The 18,915-nt window shown below is 64.4% G+C and carries 19 protein-coding genes; 11 read left to right on the plus strand and 8 right to left on the minus strand.

Translation table 11 applies throughout. From position 1 onward, the window contains the following. Nucleotides 1-100: 100 nt before the first annotated feature. From HTY53_RS02745 to HTY53_RS02775, 7 genes are all read right to left on the minus strand, one after another. Nucleotides 101-805 (minus strand): GntR family transcriptional regulator, encoded by a 705-nt coding sequence (locus HTY53_RS02745; protein WP_174104891.1) that lies wholly within the window; start codon nt 803-805, stop codon nt 101-103. A 161-nt stretch (nt 806-966) separates the two neighbouring features. Further along, a complete protein-coding gene (locus tag HTY53_RS02750) occupies nt 967-1,968 on the minus strand; it encodes a 2Fe-2S iron-sulfur cluster-binding protein (RefSeq protein ID WP_174104893.1) in 1,002 nt (333 codons plus the stop codon). A 69-nt stretch (nt 1,969-2,037) separates the two neighbouring features. Continuing rightward, the gene (locus HTY53_RS02755) at nt 2,038-2,517 is read right to left on the minus strand and encodes a GlcG/HbpS family heme-binding protein (RefSeq protein WP_006575728.1); all 480 of its coding nucleotides are present in this window, start codon (nt 2,515-2,517) and stop codon (nt 2,038-2,040) included. 51 nt (nt 2,518-2,568) lie between these two features. Further along, entirely contained in the window at nt 2,569-4,014 is a 1,446-nt protein-coding gene (locus tag HTY53_RS02760; RefSeq protein WP_174104894.1) for an aldehyde dehydrogenase family protein, read from the minus strand. A gap of 83 nt (nt 4,015-4,097) precedes the next feature. Continuing rightward, a complete protein-coding gene (locus HTY53_RS02765; RefSeq protein ID WP_174104896.1) occupies nt 4,098-4,829 on the minus strand; it encodes a TenA family transcriptional regulator in 732 nt (243 codons plus the stop codon). Between the two features lie 173 nt (nt 4,830-5,002). After that, nucleotides 5,003-5,920 carry an ornithine cyclodeaminase family protein gene (locus HTY53_RS02770; protein WP_174104897.1) on the minus strand — a complete coding sequence of 306 codons (918 nt, stop codon included), beginning with the start codon at nt 5,918-5,920 and terminating at the stop codon, nt 5,003-5,005. A gap of 98 nt (nt 5,921-6,018) precedes the next feature. After that, nucleotides 6,019-6,816 (minus strand): sulfite exporter TauE/SafE family protein, encoded by a 798-nt coding sequence (locus tag HTY53_RS02775; protein ID WP_254599758.1) that lies wholly within the window; start codon nt 6,814-6,816, stop codon nt 6,019-6,021. Nucleotides 6,817-7,093: 277 nt separating this feature from the next. Between HTY53_RS02775 and HTY53_RS02780 the strand changes: the two genes are divergently transcribed. From HTY53_RS02780 to HTY53_RS02820, 9 genes are all read left to right on the plus strand, one after another. Beyond that, nucleotides 7,094-8,632, plus strand: coding sequence for a hypothetical protein (locus HTY53_RS02780; protein ID WP_174104899.1), 1,539 nt, complete (start codon nt 7,094-7,096; stop codon nt 8,630-8,632). 61 nt (nt 8,633-8,693) lie between these two features. Beyond that, complete coding sequence (locus tag HTY53_RS02785) at nt 8,694-9,059, plus strand: 2Fe-2S iron-sulfur cluster-binding protein (RefSeq protein ID WP_174104900.1); 366 nt, start codon at nt 8,694-8,696, stop codon at nt 9,057-9,059. 70 nt (nt 9,060-9,129) lie between these two features. After that, on the plus strand, nt 9,130-9,423 hold the full coding sequence (locus HTY53_RS02790; RefSeq protein WP_174104902.1) for a ferredoxin: 294 nt from the start codon (nt 9,130-9,132) through the stop codon (nt 9,421-9,423). A gap of 51 nt (nt 9,424-9,474) precedes the next feature. Continuing rightward, nucleotides 9,475-9,846: a 2Fe-2S iron-sulfur cluster-binding protein gene (locus tag HTY53_RS02795; protein ID WP_254599759.1), complete on the plus strand. Its 372-nt coding sequence runs from the start codon at nt 9,475-9,477 to the stop codon at nt 9,844-9,846. 364 nt (nt 9,847-10,210) lie between these two features. Beyond that, on the plus strand, nt 10,211-10,387 hold the full coding sequence (locus tag HTY53_RS02800) for a hypothetical protein (RefSeq protein WP_174104904.1): 177 nt from the start codon (nt 10,211-10,213) through the stop codon (nt 10,385-10,387). A 216-nt stretch (nt 10,388-10,603) separates the two neighbouring features. Next, nucleotides 10,604-11,206 (plus strand): restriction endonuclease, encoded by a 603-nt coding sequence (locus HTY53_RS02805; RefSeq protein WP_174104906.1) that lies wholly within the window; start codon nt 10,604-10,606, stop codon nt 11,204-11,206. A gap of 168 nt (nt 11,207-11,374) precedes the next feature. Beyond that, complete coding sequence (locus HTY53_RS02810; protein WP_174104908.1) at nt 11,375-12,598, plus strand: ABC-three component system protein; 1,224 nt, start codon at nt 11,375-11,377, stop codon at nt 12,596-12,598. Continuing rightward, nucleotides 12,595-13,083: a three component ABC system middle component gene (locus HTY53_RS02815; protein WP_174104910.1), complete on the plus strand. Its 489-nt coding sequence runs from the start codon at nt 12,595-12,597 to the stop codon at nt 13,081-13,083. Before HTY53_RS02810 ends, HTY53_RS02815 begins: the two co-directional genes overlap by 4 nt. Continuing rightward, on the plus strand, nt 13,080-15,035 hold the full coding sequence (locus HTY53_RS02820; RefSeq protein ID WP_174104912.1) for a DUF3732 domain-containing protein: 1,956 nt from the start codon (nt 13,080-13,082) through the stop codon (nt 15,033-15,035). Before HTY53_RS02815 ends, HTY53_RS02820 begins: the two co-directional genes overlap by 4 nt. Before the next feature lie 739 nt (nt 15,036-15,774). Here the strand turns inward: HTY53_RS02820 and HTY53_RS02825 are convergent. Then, a complete protein-coding gene (locus HTY53_RS02825; protein WP_174104914.1) occupies nt 15,775-15,960 on the minus strand; it encodes a hypothetical protein in 186 nt (61 codons plus the stop codon). A 346-nt stretch (nt 15,961-16,306) separates the two neighbouring features. On the opposite strand from HTY53_RS02825, the gene HTY53_RS02830 reads away from it, so the two are divergent. Together HTY53_RS02830 and araD are read left to right on the plus strand one after the other, a co-directional pair. Next, nucleotides 16,307-17,131 (plus strand): aldolase/citrate lyase family protein, encoded by an 825-nt coding sequence (locus tag HTY53_RS02830; protein ID WP_174104916.1) that lies wholly within the window; start codon nt 16,307-16,309, stop codon nt 17,129-17,131. Nucleotides 17,132-17,171: 40 nt separating this feature from the next. Continuing rightward, on the plus strand, nt 17,172-18,902 hold the full coding sequence (gene araD, locus HTY53_RS02835) for an L-arabinonate dehydratase (RefSeq protein WP_174104918.1): 1,731 nt from the start codon (nt 17,172-17,174) through the stop codon (nt 18,900-18,902). Nucleotides 18,903-18,915: the final 13 nt, after the last annotated feature.

Consider the following 18,915-nt stretch of genomic DNA (forward strand, 5'->3'; position numbering starts at 1 on the left):
ATGGGAGACGCGCGAAGGCCGCACCGTCACCGTGATGCGGCGCGACAGAGAAGACGGAAAAGGGAAAAGGGAAAAGAAGAGAGGAAGGGGCGCCCAGGCGTCAGGCAGCGTGCTGCTCGCCTACCGGCAGCTCGGCCGCCTTGGCGGCGCTGTAGACATGCCGCGCGGCCAGCAAGGCCGCCAGGTCGGCATCGCCCGCGATCACCGCCTGCAGGATCTGCGCATGCTCGTCCCAGTTCTGCCGGGCCCGGACCACGTTGGCCGGCCCGAACAGCACCGCGGTGCGTTCCCGCAGCGAGCGCATCATTTCCTGCAGCACGCTGTTGGCGGCGATGTTGCCGAGCACCTCGTGAAAACGCGAGTTCAGCGTCAGCAGCTCGTCCGCCCTGCCCTGCGCTGCCGCTTCCATGCCTTGCTGCAATACCGCCTGCAGTTCCGCGACCAGCGCCGGATCGCGCCGCTGCGCGGCCAGCTTGGCGTTCAGCCCTTCCAGCGTGGCGCGCACTTCGACCATCTCGCGCACGATGTCGGGCGACAGTTTGGCCACCGAGGCGCCGCGCCGGGGTTCGATCAGCACCAGCCCTTCGCTGGCCAGCGCCCGCAGTGCCTCGCGCACCGGGATGCGGGACACACCCAATTCCGCGGACAGCTTGTTCTCGACCAGCCGCTCACCGGGGGCGTAGGCACCCTTCAGGATGCGCTCGCGCAGCTTGTCGGTGACCAGCGCGAACAACGGCGAGTGGCTGGCGCCCAGGCTCACGACTTCCTGATCGGGCGCGGCGGAAACGGACGGGCGGAGGGACATGGCGGATGGCGAGGCGATCGGTTTGGAAAGCGCGCGGATTGACGGGATGCTGGCGGCAACCTTGGTGGACAGGCCGGTGCACGACCCGCACCAAAGGCTGGCGCCATTGTATACCAGCTACCGGCCGCAGCGACGCGGCCGCCCTGCCTCGTTCCCGCTGCTCAGTCCCGCTGGAACGTGAAACTGTCGGCGTAGATATGCTCGGTGCTGGCGCCGCGATCCAGGAACGCCTGGCGCGCATCGCGAATCATGTCCGGCGAGCCGCACAGATAGATCGCATGCTCGGACAGATCGCCGAGATCGTCGACCGCCGCGTGGTGAACATGGCCGCGCCGGCCCTGCCAGCCGACCCCGCCGCGCGACAGCACCGGCACGTAGCGGAAGTCGTAAAGCCGCTCGGCCCAGCCTTCGATCTGCTCGTGCAGGTAGAGATCGCTCTCCTCCCGCATGCCCCAGTACAGCGAGACGGGCGGGCAGTCGGGATCGTCCATCAGCGATTCGAGAATCGCCTTGATCGGCGCGATGCCGGTACCGGTGGCCACCATCAGCAGCGGACGGTAGTCGCGGGCGCGATAGAAGAAGGTGCCGTGCGGCAGCTCCACCTCGACCGCATCGCCCGGCGCGAGTCCCGGCAGGATGCGGTCGGTGACGGCGCCGCCCGGAATGCGGCGTACATGCAGTTCAATGCTGCCGCCCTGCGGCACCGAGGCCATCGAGAAGCTGCGCGCGTGGCCGTCTTCGGTCAAGAGTTTCAGATACTGGCCGGGCCGATAGTCGAGCGCCGCATCGAGATCGGGCACCTGCAGCCGGACCTGCAGCACGGTCGGAGTCAGCGCGCGCACCGCCTCGATCTGGGCGCGATGCCGCATCGGCTCGACGCAGACCTCGTCCTCGCGTGCGGCGCTGATCAACAGGTCGCCGACCGGCTGCGCCTGACAGGCCAGTGCGTAGCCCGCAGCCGCCTCGTCGGGCGCCAGCCCCATCGGCTCCTCCTCGTAGCGGACCTCGCCTTCGACCAGCTTCAGCCGACAGGTACCGCAGCCGCCCAGCTGGCAATCGTGCGGCAGCGCAATGCCGGCCTTCAGTGCCGCCTGCAGCAGCGTTTCGCCACGCTCGACGAAAAAGGCCTGCTGCGTTTCAAGGATCTGGATGCGGTGAGACATGATGCGTTCCAAGTAGCCGATGGACGGATGCGGCGAATGCCGGAGTCAATGCCAGTGTCAGCGTCAGCGTCAGCGTTTGATGTCGGCCTGCACCACCACCTTCAGGTCCTGCGGCGCGAGCAGTTCCTGCAGCGCCTGCAAGGCGGCGAGGCCCGCCTGCGTGTCCTGCTCGCCGTTACCGCCGCTCAGGCCGATGCCGCCGATCACCTGCTCGTTGACGACGATCGGAAAGCCGCCGACGAACGCAGCGAACTTGCCTTCGAAGCTCCACTGGATGCCGAAGGCTTCGTTGCCCGGCAGCGCAGGCCCGTTCGGCGGCGTGGTGAACAGATGGGTCGAACGCTTGTGGCCGGCCGCGGTAAACGCCTTGTTCCAGGCGATCTGCGGGCCGGTGATGCGGGCCCCGTCCATCCGCTCCAGCACCAGCGGATAGCCGCCCTCGTCCACCACGCAGATGGATTCGAGCACGCCGATCTCCTCGGACTTGGCGATGGCCGCGGCCACCATATGGCGCGCTTCGCGCAGTTCGAGCTTGATGGCTTGTTTCATGCGATGTTCTCCTGGTCGATGCGGCGTAGCGATGCTGCATTGCTGCAGTGCTTACAGGCCGCGGTAGACGGTCTTGATCTGGGTATAGAACTCGAGGCCGGTGCGGCCGGATTCGCGGAAGGTCGACGTGCTCGAACGCTTGAGTCCACCGAACGGCGCGTTGACGAGGTTGCCGGTCGTGGTGCGGTTGATCTTCACGGTACCGGCCTCGATATCGGCGGCGAAGCGATGCATGTAGCGCGGATTGCGCGTGACGATCGCCGCGGCCAGACCGTATTCGGTGTCGTTGGCCTTGGCGATGGCATCGGCGTAGTCGCTGAACGCGATGATCGCGATCACCGGCCCGAAGATCTCCTCTCTCGCGATGCGCATGTCCTGCGTGACATCGGTGAAGACCGCGGGCGACACGTAGAAGCCGTTGTCGAACTCGGGACCGCTGAGCCGCTCGCCGCCGCACAGCAGCGTGGCCTCGGACTTGCCGATGTCGATATAGCGCAGCACGTTGTCGAGCTGGTTGCGCGTGGCGAGCGGACCGAGATCCATGCCGGGCGTCATGCCGCTGCCGATCTTCAGCGTCTTGACGCGGGCCAGCAGCTTCTCGGTGTAGGCCTCGCGCACCGACTCGGCGACCAGCACGCGGCTGGTGCCGGTGCAAGCCTGGCCGCTCAGCGAGAAGCCGCCCTTGATCGTCAGTTCGACCGCCTGGTCCAGGTCGGCGTCTTCCATCACCAGCAGCGGATTCTTGCCGCCCAGTTCCATCTGCGTGCGCGTGGTCAGCGGCACCGAGCGGTGGATCTGTTCGCCGGCGCGGGTCGAACCGGTGAACGAGATCGCTCGCACCGCGCTCGCCTGCGTGATGGCGGCGCCCACGTCGGCGGCGCTGCCGGTGATGAAGTTCAGCACACCCTTGGGCAGGCCGGCATCGATCAGCGCCTCGGCCAGCCGATAGCCGCTCAACGGTGCATCGGACGACGGCTTGAACACCACGGTATTGCCGGTGATCAGCGCCGGCGCAATCTTGCGGGCCGGGATCGAGATCGGGAAATTCCATGGCGAGATCACCGTCGCCACGCCCAGCGGCTCGCGCTGTGTGTAGACCAGCATGTCGCCATCGTCGTTGGGAAACGATTCGCCGGTGAAGGTCTGGCCCTCGACGGCATAGAAGCGCAGCGTCTGCGCCGAGCGCAGGACCTCGTCGCGGGCCAGGCTCAGTGCCTTGCCTTCTTCGCGCGTCAGCTCGCTCGCGATGCTGTCGGCATTGGCTTCGAGCTGCTGCGCGGCGCGGTTCAGGATCGCCGCGCGGCGGCCGATGGGCGTGTTCTTCCAGCCCTCGAATGCGGCGGCGGCAGCGGCCACCGCGGCCTCGCCTTCCGCGGCGGCCGAGGCCTGGAAGCGGCCCACCACGTCATTGGTGTCGGCGGGGTTGATGTTGTCGAAGGTCCGACCGGACTGGCACGCGGTCCACTCGCCATCGATGTAGTTGAAGAACGTTTCCATCTGTGCGGCGCTCATCAGGCGGTTAGGGGAAGGCGCGCGGCGCAGGGAAGCGCCACGCGCAGGCGCGATTGAAGCGGCCGGATTCAAGCAGCCAGTTCGAGCTCGGGCAGCGGCAGCTCGTGCGCGACATAGTCGTAGTACAGCGCGGTCGTATAGAGCAGCCGCATCTGCGCGCCGATCTCGCAGATCTTCAGACAGCGCTGCTGCAGCTCCGGCGTATCGGCATGCTCGAGCACGATCTGGTAGCCGCGCTCGCCGTGGATCTCGTCCGAGACGATATGCAGGTCGAAGAATTCGACTTCCTCGTCGGTGAACTGGTACTTCTCACGCAGCGTGGGCGTCTGCTTGCGGTAGATCGACGGCACCTGCGACTCCAGCCCGACCACCAGGCCGGCCACCGCGACGATCGGGTCCTCGCGCATCGCCACCGAATAACACCAGGCCTGCAGCCCGCGCGTGGTGGGCGACATGTTGTCGGGATCGATCACGCGCTCGCGCGTGGTGCCGCAGGCCTCGGCGAAGCGGATCAGCAGATCGGTGTGGCGATCGCCGCCGATCTCCTCTTCGTACATATTGGCCAGCAGGAAATCCTTGGCCTCGGTATACCGATCCGGCATGCGGGCGTAGATATAGCCCAGGTAGTCGGCGAACGGCCCGACGTAGTGATAGTGGTTCTCGGCCCAGCGAGCCAGATGGGCGCGGCTGAGCTTGCCGCTCGCCCAGGCCTTGCTGAAAGGCGCCTGGTTGGCGCTTTTGCCCTTGATCGCTTGTTCCAGCGCGGCACGGAATTCTTCTCGGTTCATCAGTTCGGCCATGTGGGGCTCCTTGTTGGCTGACGGTTCGGAATGGGTTGGGTCGGGCGGATCGTTCGCTCGATGTTTGTATACTATATACATATAAGCTCGACGGACAAGGGCCGGCGGGGTTTTATTCGTCGGGGTTTACCTTGGTGTTGGCGTCGAATGGTGTGGCCGGGCGCGCCGGAAGTTCACCGGGAAGCCTGCAGCCGCTGCCACGCCAGCCCTGCCAATGCCACATCCTCCAGACCGACGCCTACCGACTTGTAGATGACGATGTCGCCGTCATGGCGCCGCGGCTGGACCCGGCCCAGCACGACGTCGGCCAATTCGATCAGCTTCGAGTCGGGAAGCACGCCCGCCCCCGCCATCACGATGTCGCCGGCTTCGCGGGTGGACTGCGGCTTCCATTCGACGACCACGGCGGATGCGCGCGACAGCGCGACGTCGTCCAGCTCGCGCGTATGCGGCAGGCTCGAGCCGATCGCCGCGACAAACGTGCCCGGCTGGATCGCCTCGCCGGAAAACAGCGGCGTGGTCGAGCGCGAGGCCGTCACGACGATATCGGCATCTTTCACGGCCGCCTCGGCCTGCGTGGGGATCACCGGTATGCCGCACGCCTGGCCGAGGCGCTCCGGCAGGTCGGCCGGCGCGTAGGGATCGCACAGCAGAATCCGTTCGAGCGGCAGCGCTGCGCTCAACTGCCTGGCGTGCGCCGCGCCTTGCGTGCCGGCGCCGAATAGCGCCAGCGTGCGGGCATCGGAGCGCGCCAGATGGCGCGCCGCAATCACGGTGCAGGCAGCGGTGCGCAGCCGCGTGATTGCGCCCGCATCGAACGACGCCAGCGGCCGTCCGTCCTCCGTGGAGAACAACAGGATCACGAAGGAGAACTGCCCGTCGATGGTCGTGTAGACCTTGGCGCCGGCGACGCCCTGCTCCGGTATCACTGCGCCCAGCGTCGACAGCTTGATGCCGCCGGCTTCGGTGCGAATGCGCTGCTGCATGGCGGCACGGCCCTCGCCGAAGCTGTGAAACGCTTCGAGCAGGATGCGTTGCGCGTCTTCGGCGCCGACATGGCGATCGACCATGTCATCGGTGATGTGCTGCATCTGGTCCCCTGCATGGGTGGTTGGGATGGAATCGAATGCCTCGGTCATTCGCGTCATTCGGGCGATTCGGCTCATTCGGGTGATTCGGGTCATCCGGCTCAAGCCGGCAGCGCCATGCGCACCAGCACACCGATGGCGCCCGCGGCGCACAAGGCGAGCAGCAGCCGGCGCACTGCCGCGGCGGAAACACGGCTCCTGAGCCGGCTCGAAATGGCGAAGCCAGCGAGCAGAAACGGCGCGAGCAGCGCGCTCAGCGTCAGGTCGGCGATGCCGAAGCGCCCCGCCCCGGCCAGCATCGCCAGCGACAACGCCGCGCCGCCGCCGAGGATGCAGCCGACCGTGGCGCGCATCGCCGCGGGCGACATGTGCTGCATCACGATGGCAAACGGCGGCGCGCCGGCCGATGTCAGCGTGGCCATGAACCCCGAGGCGGTACCGGCGATAGCGAGATTGCCGGCCGAGGGCCGCACGCGCCAGCCGAGGGCGCTGAGTGCGACGGCAAGCAGGATCGACAGCGAGAACACCACCGCCAGCCACTGCGGCCGCAGCCAGGCAATGGCCAGCACGCCTATCAGCCCGCCGATGGTGCGGCCGATCAATGCGGTGCCGGTCAACCGCCATGCGATCGCATGGCGCTCGCGCAGCGCCGCCAGCAGCGAGACGCAACCGCCCATCGTCAACAGCGGCCCCGGCACCAGTTGCGGGAAGAACATCGCGGCCAGCGGCGCCGCCAGCATCGCAAAGCCGATGCCGCCGACGCCCTGCAGACAGGCGCCCGCAAAGATCATCGCGCCCATCAGTCCGTAATCGGATAGCGGCACGGCGGGCAGCATCGCCGCGGCAGGCGACAGCGTCGGCGAAAGGCTGGTCAGCAGTGCGGGCAGCGTGGTCGTCATGGTGAAGGCCGTATTTGTTGGTATACAGTCTACATACGGCACTTCCCAAAGCGCAACCGATTCCTCTACGCCACGCACCGGAACGGGGTTTCGCAATCGCCGCCTTCCCCGTTCTGGTGCGCCTTCCCAGCCTCCGCGCACGGTCCGGTATTCGCGTATATCCGGATACGATTTCGCTTGGCGACATTGCCATACGGAATATAGTATACCGTCTAGACCCCCCGCCCGAAGGACGGTCGAGCTTCACGAAACCACCCTCTCGCCCCACGGAGCTTTCATGCAACACGAAGTCGTGATCGGTGCCGCGCACTGGATCTATCTCATGGGGGTCGCGGTCATCGTGCTGACGATGATCCTGCGCGCCAATGTCGTCGTGCCCTCCATCGTGGGCACGGCGCTCGTCGTGTTCGCGCTGACCAGCAGCCCGGTGTCCGCGCTGGCGGGCGTGTTTTCGGCGAGCCTGGTCGCCGCCAAGGAGCTGTTCAACATCTTCCTGGTCATCGCCTTCATGACCGCGCTGCTCAACGCGCTGAAGACGCTGCGCTCGGATATCCGGATGGTCGAGCCGTTTCGCGTGGTGATGAAGAACGGGCACAGCGCGTTTTTCATCCTGGCCGGCGTGACCTATGTGATCTCGCTGTTCTTCTGGCCGACGCCCGCGGTGCCGCTGGTCTCGGCCATTCTGCTGCCGGCCGCGATCGCCGCCGGCCTGCCGCCGCTGGCGGGCGCGATGGCGATCGCGATCGCCGGCCAGGGCATGGCGCTGTCCTCGGACTACGTGATCGGCGTCGCCCCGGGCATCAGCGCCAAGGCGGCCGGCGCCGCGGTCAGCGCCTCCGTGGTCGCGGACCGTGCGCTGACGCTGTCGATCATTACCGGTTTGATCGCGCTATGCCTGGCCTATCTATCGATGCGCAAGCACATCGTTCCGGCCAGCGGCACACTGCTGGACCGCTGGCAACAGCGCGCCAGCGGAACGGCGCTCGGCGTCGATGGCGGCGGCACCTTCGACAAGGCGGAGATCGCCCGCGGCACCGCGCACGAGGAGCCGCTCGCCACGGAATCGAATATCGAGGCCAGCCTGTCGATGGTCGAGCGCAAGCGGATCAAATGGTCGAAGTGCTTCGCCATCGTGACGCCGATCGCCTTCCTCGCCGTGGTCACCGTGATGGTGCTGCCCAAGCTGGGCGCCGGTGTGCAGGATCTGAAGGGAGGCGAAGCCGCGGCATTGGTCGGCGGCGTCGCCGCGGTGCTGATGATGCTGGCCACGCTCGCCGCCGAAGGCCCGCGCAAGATGCTGGACGTCTGCCCCGAGCACATCACCGACGGCTTCGTGTTCGCCTTCAAGGCCATGGGGTCGGTGCTGCCGATCGCGGGCTTCTTCTTCGTCGGCGCCGGCGAGACCGCCGGGCAGATTCTCGGCCTGCCGCCGGGCAAGGCGCCCAGCCTGCTGTTCGAGCTGATCCAGTCGTATCAGCACCTGATTCCCGACAATCACATGCTGGTCGCATTCGGCGTGCTGCTGGTCGGCATGATCACCGGCATCGACGGCTCCGGCTTCGCGGGCCTGCCGCTGACCGGCACGCTGGCCGGCGCGCTGGGTCCGGTAGTGGGCTTCGACCCGGCCACGCTCGCGGCGGTCGGCCAGATGGGCGCGGTCTGGACCGGTGGCGGCACGCTGATCGCGTGGTCCTCGTTGATCGCGGTGGCCGGCTTCGCGCGGGTACCGGTGCTCGACGCGGTGCGGGCGCTGCTGATTCCGGTGGTGATCGGGCTGGCGTGCTCGACCGTGGCGGCGATGCTGCTGTGGTCATGACCATCGGCCCCTTCCCCGCGCCATCGATAGACACGTAGACAGCAACAAGCAGGACAACATCATGCCCAAGGTTCTTCTTCACCGGCACGGCCAGGTCCACAGCGACGAGGTCGCGCCCCGCACCAATCTGGTCGTGCGCGCCGGGATCCGGCAGTTTCCCTACCCGAACCTGCGCTACGAGTGCGGCATGGGCAAGTGCTCGAAATGCGCCTGCCGCGTGCTCGCCGGCGCGGAACACCTGCCGCCGCCCAACTGGAAAGAGAAAAAGCAGCTGGGCGAGCGGCTCGATCAGGGATACCGGCTGATCTGCCAGCTCTGGATCGAACACGACATCGAACTGGCGCAGGATGAACTGTCGCCGGCCGAGGAAGCCGCCGGCGCGGCGGGCCGGGTGCCGCCGGCCGGCGTCAAGGCCTGCTCGTCCTGAGGCACGTCGTAACGCACGTCGTAACGCACGTCGTAACGCACGTCGTAACGCACATCGTAAGGCAGGCACCATGTACATCATCCTGACCAGCCGCCCCGGCCAGTTCCGCACGGAACCGGTCGACGGCATCACCCCGGTGGAGCGCTACGAGTACCGCTTCTACGGCAAACCCACCGTGCGCTTCGTCATCGCCCAGCTCGACCACGAGACCAAGGTCCGCGTGGTCGAGGAAACCCCGCCCGGCATCGTCAACCATGTCCCGACCAAGTTCCTGGACAAGTACGCCACCGTCGACGCGGCGCGCGAGGAACTGCGCCGGCTCGCCTCGTTCGGCAGCATGGAACTGACGCTGGTGGCCATTTGAATCGCCGGTCGCCATTCGAACCCTGAACACGCCTGATAGCAGCGCATTGCCATGATCCAGATCACTTTTGTCAGCAACAACGGCAAGACCGCCACCGCCCCGCCCAACAGCAACCTGCTGCGCGTCTCGCTGCGCGAACAGGGCGGCATTCCCTTCAAATGCGGCGGCGGCCTTTGCGGCACGTGCAAGTGCCACATCGACAGCGGCCTGGAACACACCGACGAGGTCAAGGCCAAGGAGAAGAAGCTGCTGACCGAGGCGGAACTGGCGAGCGGCCACCGGCTGGCCTGCCAGACCTTCGTCAACGGCGACATCAGCGTGTCCTGGCAGCCGCGGCAGGTTGCCTCGGCGGGTCGCACGGCCGTCGGTCCGGCTCGTGCCGACGTTGACGATGCGGAGAAATCGGGAAGCCCCTCGAGCTGATCGACTGGTTCGCTTCGGTCGCGGTTCAGGCGAAGCGCGCGAGACGAGCGTGCCCCGGTCGATACCGGCGAAGCCCAGTCGACCGATCAGGCCGCCCAACTGGGCCTTGGCCCGCGCATCGTCGCCCGCATAGAACAGCACCCGCCGCCCGCCGTGTTCGGCCGGATCTGCGGCCAGCCACTCCGGCTTGAGGTAGTTGAAGGCCTTGACCACGCGTGCACCCGGCACCAACCCGGCGAACACCTCGCTCGACGCGCGGCCGTGCAGTTCGACGGGCTTGAACAGCGGCGCTTCGATGGATTGTTGGCATCGATGACAATGCGCCCGCCGAAATCCGGCAGCCCTGCCAGCGCGGCACAGCCTGATGCGGGAACTGGCCGAGATCGGATGGTCTGAATCTGCCTACAAACCACTGGCCGCGAACATCGAAGGCTCATTGAATCAAGCAGCGTTCGTGGTGCAAAAGCTGCGTTCCGATATGGGCAATGTCCACTCGACGAAGCCCGTCATCAGCGCACTCATTTATGACTCCATCAAGTAGTCATCCCTGTTGCTGAGAGTCTTGGCGATTCGTTAGAGGTCGTCCCGGCGGATGAGGGAGCCGGACGGAGGCGTCAGCCGAGCGGAGCGAGGGAACGATGGAAGGCCGGCAGGCTCGATGCGTAGCACGAGAGCGCGGCCCGGCAAGGGCGGGAGGCGTCCAATTGGGCTATCGTTTGTCAGAGGAGAGAAGGATCGACATCGAACAGCAGGGATCATGATGACTGAAACCACGAAGGAAGAAGCCGCAACGAAAGAGCGACTGCGACTCGGACGTGCATTGAGATCCGGGCACCTGGTTTTTGACAGTGATGAGAAGGTGCTGCACGTGGTTCACGATGGAAAAGCACTTCACACCATTTCCTACGCTTCGCTTTCACCTTCGCAATGGGGTTATGTGTATGAGCGTCATGTCGGCCTACAGTTTGAAGCCGAGGGCTATACGGTGACCTATCGAGGACTCCAATTTGGCTTCGTGGACAACGGCGTAGACCTCGTTCTCGAACGCGACGACGAGACCATCTACGTCCAGTGCAAATACACGCTCGGAAAGCCCATCAGCGCCAATGAAGTCCGCTGGATTCTGCACAAGGCCGACGCGTACCTTGCGAAACAGTACCAAGGTCGCCAACTGCATTTCCATCTGGTTGTCCCTGATTTAGAGCGGTGTTTCTCGTCGGTGAAGTTGCGGCTCAATGGTGCCGTCAAAAAGCATTCGACCGCGCGCTACTTCGAGGAGCACAACAATCTCCAGAATCGCGTCAGGCTCAAAGTCGTGGAAGTGCCCATGCGATGCCATAGTGGCGAAATGCACAATTGATCCCTACCTAAGACGATTTGTTACTATTGCCAAAAATCGACTGGCATGGATAGGTTGCGCCATAGTCAGGGGGGTTGGGAGCCTAAGACATGGCGCATCGGTAGCTGTGCGATGCGCCCGCGCCTTATCGTCGTGCCCGCCCTCAAGAATAAGCACAAGGACTTTGACATGGCCGAGGCGCCCACCGATAAGTTTTCAGCCGGCGAGCAGGGTCTGGGATATATCTACCAGGCACGCCTCGCGCTGCTACAACTGCTTCAATTGCCGGAAGATACTGTTCTCTTCCTAGAAAAGGACGACGACCTCGACTTTATCGACGGCGACGGTGGCAAGTCCTTGGCCTCACTCAAACACAAGGCTGTCGGCGATAGGTTGACGGACCTGTCGACGGATTTCTGGAAGTCCGTCAACATCTGGCTGGCGCGTTACAAGCGGGATGGCCGTGCTGCATCGAACCTTAGGTTCTTTCTGTTCACCACCGGCAAGGTATCGACAAGCTCGTTCCTTGCCCGTCTTCTTCCAGATCAGCGCGTCTCCTCCGGCGATGCGACAACGCTAAGCGAATTGGCCGATGCCGCGCTTAGCGAATCGACATCAAAACTCATCGCACCGATCTCTACGGCGTTCAACGAACTGAGTGATCCCGAGAAGCAGGATTTTCTCGAACGCATCCTGATCCTCGATGGCAGTCCGCGCATCGGCGACATCCCGGCGCTCATAAAGGACAAACACATGCGAAGCATCCGGCGCGAGCACCGGGAGTTTGTCTTCGAGCGGCTGGAGGGTTGGTGGACCGATGCGGTGATCAAGCAGTTGACTGGAGCCAAGTCGGAAGGGATCTTCGGCTACGAAGTCTCGGACAAGCTCTCGAACTTCGCGGAGGAATACAAGGCGGACAACCTGCCTATCACCTTCCGTGGAAAAGCGCCCACCGACGAGATCGATACTGATGCCGACCCGCGCCTGTTCGTGGCGCAACTGCGCGAGATCGGCATTTCCTCCAATCGGATCAGGAGCGCTATTCTGGATTATTACCGAGCGTTCGAGCAACGATCGGCCTGGGCGCGCGAGAACCTGCTTGTGTTGGGAGAGGTAGAGGAGTACGAAGATCGCCTCACCGATGAGTGGCGTCGCTACAAGGATGTCGCTTTCGAGAAGCTGAAGGACGACAGCGCGGAAGAAGCACTGCGCGAAGCCGGCGCGGCTCTCTATAACTGGGCGGAGTTTGAGACTGGGAAGATCGAATCCCTACGCATTCGGGCACGGGTGACGGAGCCCTATGTCCTTCGCGGCAGCTTCCACATCCTAGCGGATGCCACGCCCGAGCCCAAGGTCTACTGGCATCCCAGATTCCTCGACCGCCTTGGCGAGGTGCTGGAGGTGGCCTCGTGAAACGATGGGATCAGCGCCCCTTTGAAATTCGGAACCTGTTCAACCCTGCATTCTGCGGCTTGGTCCTGTTCCGCGCCCTGCATGGCTACGAGGAAGAAGACGCTCGCGGCATGCCATTCTCGCTGTCACTGCTTGTGCTGCCGCTGTGTCTGCATAAGGATTCACGCGACGTTATCGCCAACAGTCCACGCAGCTACCTACTCAAGACTGCGGAGAAGAACCAGCAAATCATGGTGGGCTTTACCGACCGGGTCACGCAGATGCTGCCGTATGCCTTCGAGGGGTTCGGTCTGCTGATGGAAAGGGGCTGCATCGCCGTTGCGGACGACGGTCGCATCCAGACCGTAGCCCAAAAGGTACGCAAGACCGTCGATGGAACCGCTGAAACCGTCGCTTGCCAGAAAGTGGCACGCATTGTCGGCAGGGAATTTGCACGCATCGCCGACCGGGCGACCGTTTACACGACTTTCGGGATTCGCCCATGAAGATCAGATCCATCCACATCTACAGCCATGACGGCCAGCGCCGTGACCTCCGGTTCAAAGTAGACGGACTCAACGTCATCACCGGTCGCTCCTCAACCGGCAAGTCTGCGCTCTCCGAGATCATCGAATACTGCATGGGACGCTCCTCGTTCAACGTCCCCGAAGGCATCATCCGCGACAAGGTGGCTTGGTTCGCCGTGATCTACCAGTTCGAGAAAGAACAGGTGCTGATTGCCAAGCCGACCCCGCCCGGCGGCGGCGCCAGTTGCAGCACGGCAATGCTGCGAAGGGGCGCCCAATTGCAGGTGCCCGAGTTCAAGGATCTGGTGGTCAACACCGACGACGACAGCGTCGTCGAACTGCTGTCGCGCCTGCTTGGCATTCCCGAGAACCGCACCGAAGTCGCCCTTGAGCACAGCCGAGATAGCTACGACGCGAACGTCAAGCACACGTTCTACTACCTGTTCCAGAAACAGGGGCTGGTCGCCAACAAGGACCAACTTTTCTATCGTCAGAACGAGCAGTTCCAACCGCAGACGATCCGCGACACGTTACCAATCCTGCTCGGCGTTTCCTCCCACGATCGCTACGAGCTGGAATCCAAGCTGCGCCTAGCGCAGCGCGATCTAAGGATCAGCAACAAGAAACTGGAGCAGGCGCGCGACGCCGTTGACACGTCGCATGAACAGGCGATCGGCCTCTATTCGGAAGCAAAGACGGTCGGGGTCATCGGCAACACCGACGAGAATCCGAGCGCCGACAGGATCATCGACGCATTGAGGTCGGCGCTGTCGTGGAAGCCAGAAACAGTGCCAGACGACGACGGCAGCCGGGTTTCGCTTCTGGAGGATGAACTGGCCCAGCTGCGTCAGCATCGGCGTGATACTCAGACGCGGATTGACGCGGCACGACAGTTCGCCAAGCGGGCGGGCGGCTACGAAAACGAGGCGGCCGAACAGATAGACCGGCTGGCCTCGATCAAGGCACTGCCGAAGAACCCCGACAGCGGCGAATGGCAATGGCCGTTCAGCGAACGAAACCTAGCGCTGGAGTCCCCGGTCGCCGTCGTCCTGCTCAACGAATTGAAATCGCTCGACAAAGAATTGCGCATCGCCACCGGCCAGCGCCCCAAGCTCGAAGCCTACCTGGCCGAACTGACGGGCAAGGTGGACGGGATCGCGGGCGATATCAGGCAGAAGGAAGCGGAGTTGTCCGCGGCGATTTCAGCCAACGAAGTCATCGCCCAGATGGGAACCCGCAACAACGCAGCCGCACGTGTGGTCGGCCGTATTAGCCTGTTCCTGGAAACGCTCCTCCCGAATGAGGATCTTGCCAAACTGGAAGCAGAGAATCGCCGTCTCAGCAACAAAGTCAAGCAGCTTGAGGAGCAGGTCGGCGCCGACGACAGCAATGAACGCCTGACCTCGATCCTCAGCAACATCTCCGCACAGGTGTCGCGATACATCCAGAAGTTCAACGCCGAATTCGGTCCTTACCCTGCACGGCTCAACCTGCCGCAGTTGACGATCATTTTCGATCGACCCGAGCGTCCTGTGCCGATGGGCCGGACGGGAGGCGGCGAGAACCATCTGGCCTACCATCTGTCCGCACTGCTCGCCCTACATCTATTCGCGGCGCAGAACAACCGTCCGATTCCGCGCTTCTTGCTGATCGATCAACCAACCCAGGTCTACTTCCCATCCGAGCAGGTCTACAGGGATGCCGATGGCTCGGTTCAGAAAACGGAAGCCGACGCCGACCTCGATGCGGTGCGCCGCTTATTCGAGTTGTTGCTGAAGTTCACCCAAGAGGATGTCCCTGGCTTCCAACTGATCGTCACTGAGCATGCGAACCTGCGCGAGCAGTGGTTCCAGGATGCGCTGGTCGAAGAGCCGTGGACGAAGCCGCCCGCGCTAGTTCCCGAAGATTGGCCGCCAGAAACCGCGAGCTGATCCATCGAGCCGATATGCAAGGCCAGTGTTGGGAACTGCTGGAATGGCCAATCGCCCCTACTGGGTAGGGGAGTACGCGGTGGAGGGCCAAACAATGATCTCCCCGCACTTGCGATCGAGCTACCTTGACTAGGTAAAGCAGGCTCCGTTAGCCGACTCAACAGCCTCGTACTGGCAACCTCGGTTGTCTCTTGCGCTTTTCGGAAGTGTTGCCCGCGAAATTCGAGTAGGCGCCGTATGTTCTCCAGTTCCTTTTGCAGCACCTCGGCATCCGGCAGCACCATCCGGTAATTCGCTCCCATCACCTGCACGGCAGGCCTTCCAGCGCATACCGCGCCTAAGCATGGATCCATCTGCTGCAAGTTCGAGCGGCTGCCTCCCGCCCGAACTTCGGGGTCGAGTCATCGACAGCCGTTCGCAAACCGGGTCAGGTTTCGGAAAGCACCGGCATATGTTGAAGTCGAAAAGTGATTGATAAGCTACTATATCGAGCCATGGCGTAGTCCAGTGAAGTGCCGAGCTGGAGTCATCGCAAACAAAAAACCGGCCCGGTATCGGTCCCGCAGCACGTTGCTGCGAGGCCGATACCGGGCCGGTTTTCTCTTGGCTGACCTTACCTGCTGGCCAACCGCGGGCTAACTGGGGCCAGCTGGGGGCCAGCGTCGGCGGGCCAACCGCGGACTGACACCGCCGCGCGACGGCGGGGGACCGCCGCGATGCAGGGGTCGAGCTTGGCTGCTTAGCCGTTCGCGAAGACGATCTTGGCCTTGCGGGCGTCCGACTGCAGGCGAGCCAGCACGCCTTGCACGGCGGCGATCGCGCGCTTGATGTCGTAGGCAAAACCCAGGCGCGGAGCGTCGAGTTCGTGCTCGATCAGGTCGCGTTCGAGTTGGTCGGTGAGCTTGATATCGGATTGGGTGTTCATGGCGTCCTTCCTTACAGGGATAACCCTTATGGGGTTTTCCCGAATTGTAGGCAAAGGATTGCCGCATTGCAACATTAGGTAGAAATGCGTATGCCGGAAAGCAACATCTAAAGCAAATTTCGCAACCTTGTGAGTGACACTGCCGCTACAGGATGACGAGTCGACTCTATTAAATGCACCGTAGGGCACGCCGAGGGCGGCCGCGAGTGCGCTGGTCCCCGGCAAGCCAGCGAGCATTGCACCCTCCCGAGGGCGTCGCGCCAAGGCATCGGAACTGTAGTGAAGTCACGAATGGGATTGCCGCCCCATGCGTGAAATGATTGCACCATCACCTCCCGGAGACAGCATGCTGCCCGTCAACCACTTCAAGAAGGCCCTGCGCGCCGGCCAAGCCCAGATCGGCCTCTGGTCCACCATCCCCTCCCCCTTCGTTTCCGAGCTGATCGGCGGCGCCGGCTACGACTGGGTGCTGCTGGACACCGAGCACACGCCCACCGACGTGCCGCTGATGCTCAACCAGTTGCAGGCGGTCGCTGCGGCGCAGCCGGCGCCAGGCTCGCTGCCGACGCACGCGGTCGTACGGCCTGCATGGAACGACCCGGTACTGATCAAGCGCTACCTCGACATCGGTGCGCAGACGCTGCTGCTGCCCTTCGTCCAGAACGCGAAGGAGGCGCAGGCCGCGGTGCGCGCGATCCGCTATGCGCCCGAGGGCATTCGCGGCATGGGCGGCTCCACGCGCGCCACCAACTTTGGCCGCACGACCGACTATGTGGCCCGCGCGGCGGAGGAGCTGTGCCTGCTGGTGCAGGTGGAAACCGCCGAGGCACTCGAGCAGATCGAGGCGATTGCGGCGATCGACGGTATCGACGGCATCTTTATCGGCCCGGCGGATCTGTCTGCGAGCCTCGGCTACCCCGGCCAGGCACGCCACCCCGCCGTCAACCAGGCGATCGACGATGCCATCGGCCGGATTCGCGCCTGCGGCAAGGCGCCGGGCATCTTGATGGTCGACGAGCCGCGCGCGCGCCAATGCCTCGATCTGGGCGCCCTGTTCGTCGCCGTCGCGCTCGACACGGTGCTGCTGCGCGACGGCCTCGATGCGACCGCCGCCCGCTTTCGTACGCCAACGCCGACGACCGCGACGTCGCCGACGACCAGCAGCTATTGAGATTGCGGGGCAACGGCCCTGCTCACACAAGACTGTCCCGATGACCCGACGCACTTACGAGACCCTGCGCAGCGCACGCTGGTTTGCGCCTGACGACTTCCGCTCCTTCGGCCACCGCTCGCGCGTGCTGCAGATGGGCTATGGCTACGACGACTGGATGGGCAAGCCCGTCATCGCCATCATCAATACGTGGAGCGACGCGAACCAGTGCCACGCCCACTTCAAGCAGCGCGTGGACGACGTCAAACGCGGCATTCTGCAGGCGGGCGGATTTCCGCTGGAGCTGCCGGCCATTTCGCTGTCGGAGAGCATGGTCAAGCCGACCACCATGCTGTACCGCAATTTCCTGGCGATGGAGACCGAGGAGCTGTTGCGCAGCCACCCGGTGGACGGCGCGGTGCTGATGGGCGGCTGCGACAAGACCACGCCGGGCCTGACCATGGGCGCGTTGAGCATGGGCTTGCCATTCATTTATCTGCCCGCCGGCCCGATGCTGCGCGGCAACTGGAAAGGCAAGGTGCTCGGTTCCGGCTCCGATGCCTTCAAGTATTGGGACGAGCGCCGCGCCGGCCGTCTGTCCGACCAGTCCTGGCGCGAGATGGAGGCCGGTATCGCGCGCAGTCACGGCACCTGCATGACGATGGGCACGGCCGCCACGATGATGGGCATTGCAGAGGCCGTTGGCCTGGCGTTGCCGGGTGCCAGCAGCATCCCGGCGGCGGACGCCAATCACATCCGCATGAGCGCCGAGTGTGGCCGCCGCATCGTCGAGATGGTGTGGGAAGACCTGACGCCCGCCAGGCTGCTGACGCGCGCGAACTTCGAGAACGGCATTGCCTGCGCGATGGCGATGGGCTGTTCGACCAACGCCATCATTCACCTGATCGCGATGTCGCGCCGCGCGGGGCATCCCGTCAGCCTGGACGATTTCGACAAGGTCAGCCGCCACGTGCCGGTGATCGCCAACATCCGTCCCAGCGGCACCACCTATCTGATGGAGGACTTTTACTACGCCGGCGGCCTGCCGGCGATGCTCGAGCGCATCCGCGCGTATCTGCACACCGAGGCGCTGACGGTGAACGGCAGGACGCTGGGCGAAAACATCGCCGGCGCGCAGGTCTACCACGACGACGTGATCCGGCCGCTCGACAACCCGATCTACGCGGAAGGCGCGCTCGCCGTCCTGCGCGGCAATATCGCGCCCGACGGCGTGGTGATCAAGCCGAGCGCCTGCGCGCCGCACTTGCTGCGGCATACGGCGCGCGCGCTGGTGTTCGACGACTACCCGTCGTTGAAACAGGCGGTCGACGATCCGGATCTCGATGTGACCGCCGAAGACATGCTTGTGCTGCGCAACGCCGGCCCGCGCGGCGCGGGCATGCCCGAATGGGGCATGCTGCCGATCCCGACCAAGCTGCTCAAGCAAGGCGTCACCGACATGCTGCGGCTATCGGACGCGCGGATGAGCGGTACCAGCTATGGCGGCTGCCTGCTCCACTGCACGCCGGAAGCGGCCATCGGCGGCCCGCTCGCGCTGGTGCGCACCGGCGACCGGATCACCATCGACGTGCCCGCTCGCACCATCCACCTGGAAGTCACCGACGAGGAACTGGCCGCCCGACGCGCTGCCTGGACGCCGCCGCCCGTGCGTTATGAGCGCGGCTACGGCTGGATGTTCGGCCGGCACATCCTGCAGGCCAACGACGGCTGCGACTTCGACTTTCTGGAAACCAGCTTTGGCAAGCCCGTGCCCGAGCCGGACATCTTCTGACCCAGTACACCGA

The sequence above is a fragment of the Cupriavidus gilardii genome, assembly GCF_013314895.1.
GTDB classification, from domain to species: Bacteria; Pseudomonadota; Gammaproteobacteria; order Burkholderiales; family Burkholderiaceae; genus Cupriavidus; species Cupriavidus gilardii_C.

Coding starts and splice junctions, on each gene's coding strand:
- HTY53_RS02745 (WP_174104891.1), bottom strand. CDS start 805: ATGTCCCTCCGCCCGTCCGTTTCCGCCGCGCCCGATCAGGAAGTCGTG.
- HTY53_RS02750 (WP_174104893.1), bottom strand. CDS start 1,968: ATGTCTCACCGCATCCAGATCCTTGAAACGCAGCAGGCCTTTTTCGTC.
- HTY53_RS02755 (WP_006575728.1), bottom strand. CDS start 2,517: ATGAAACAAGCCATCAAGCTCGAACTGCGCGAAGCGCGCCATATGGTG.
- HTY53_RS02760 (WP_174104894.1), bottom strand. CDS start 4,014: ATGGAAACGTTCTTCAACTACATCGATGGCGAGTGGACCGCGTGCCAG.
- HTY53_RS02765 (WP_174104896.1), bottom strand. CDS start 4,829: ATGGCCGAACTGATGAACCGAGAAGAATTCCGTGCCGCGCTGGAACAA.
- HTY53_RS02770 (WP_174104897.1), bottom strand. CDS start 5,920: ATGCAGCACATCACCGATGACATGGTCGATCGCCATGTCGGCGCCGAA.
- HTY53_RS02775 (WP_254599758.1), bottom strand. CDS start 6,816: ATGACGACCACGCTGCCCGCACTGCTGACCAGCCTTTCGCCGACGCTG.
- HTY53_RS02780 (WP_174104899.1), top strand. CDS start 7,094: ATGCAACACGAAGTCGTGATCGGTGCCGCGCACTGGATCTATCTCATG.
- HTY53_RS02785 (WP_174104900.1), top strand. CDS start 8,694: ATGCCCAAGGTTCTTCTTCACCGGCACGGCCAGGTCCACAGCGACGAG.
- HTY53_RS02790 (WP_174104902.1), top strand. CDS start 9,130: ATGTACATCATCCTGACCAGCCGCCCCGGCCAGTTCCGCACGGAACCG.
- HTY53_RS02795 (WP_254599759.1), top strand. CDS start 9,475: ATGATCCAGATCACTTTTGTCAGCAACAACGGCAAGACCGCCACCGCC.
- HTY53_RS02800 (WP_174104904.1), top strand. CDS start 10,211: ATGCGGGAACTGGCCGAGATCGGATGGTCTGAATCTGCCTACAAACCA.
- HTY53_RS02805 (WP_174104906.1), top strand. CDS start 10,604: ATGATGACTGAAACCACGAAGGAAGAAGCCGCAACGAAAGAGCGACTG.
- HTY53_RS02810 (WP_174104908.1), top strand. CDS start 11,375: ATGGCCGAGGCGCCCACCGATAAGTTTTCAGCCGGCGAGCAGGGTCTG.
- HTY53_RS02820 (WP_174104912.1), top strand. CDS start 13,080: ATGAAGATCAGATCCATCCACATCTACAGCCATGACGGCCAGCGCCGT.
- HTY53_RS02825 (WP_174104914.1), bottom strand. CDS start 15,960: ATGAACACCCAATCCGATATCAAGCTCACCGACCAACTCGAACGCGAC.
- HTY53_RS02830 (WP_174104916.1), top strand. CDS start 16,307: ATGCTGCCCGTCAACCACTTCAAGAAGGCCCTGCGCGCCGGCCAAGCC.
- araD (WP_174104918.1), top strand. CDS start 17,172: ATGACCCGACGCACTTACGAGACCCTGCGCAGCGCACGCTGGTTTGCG.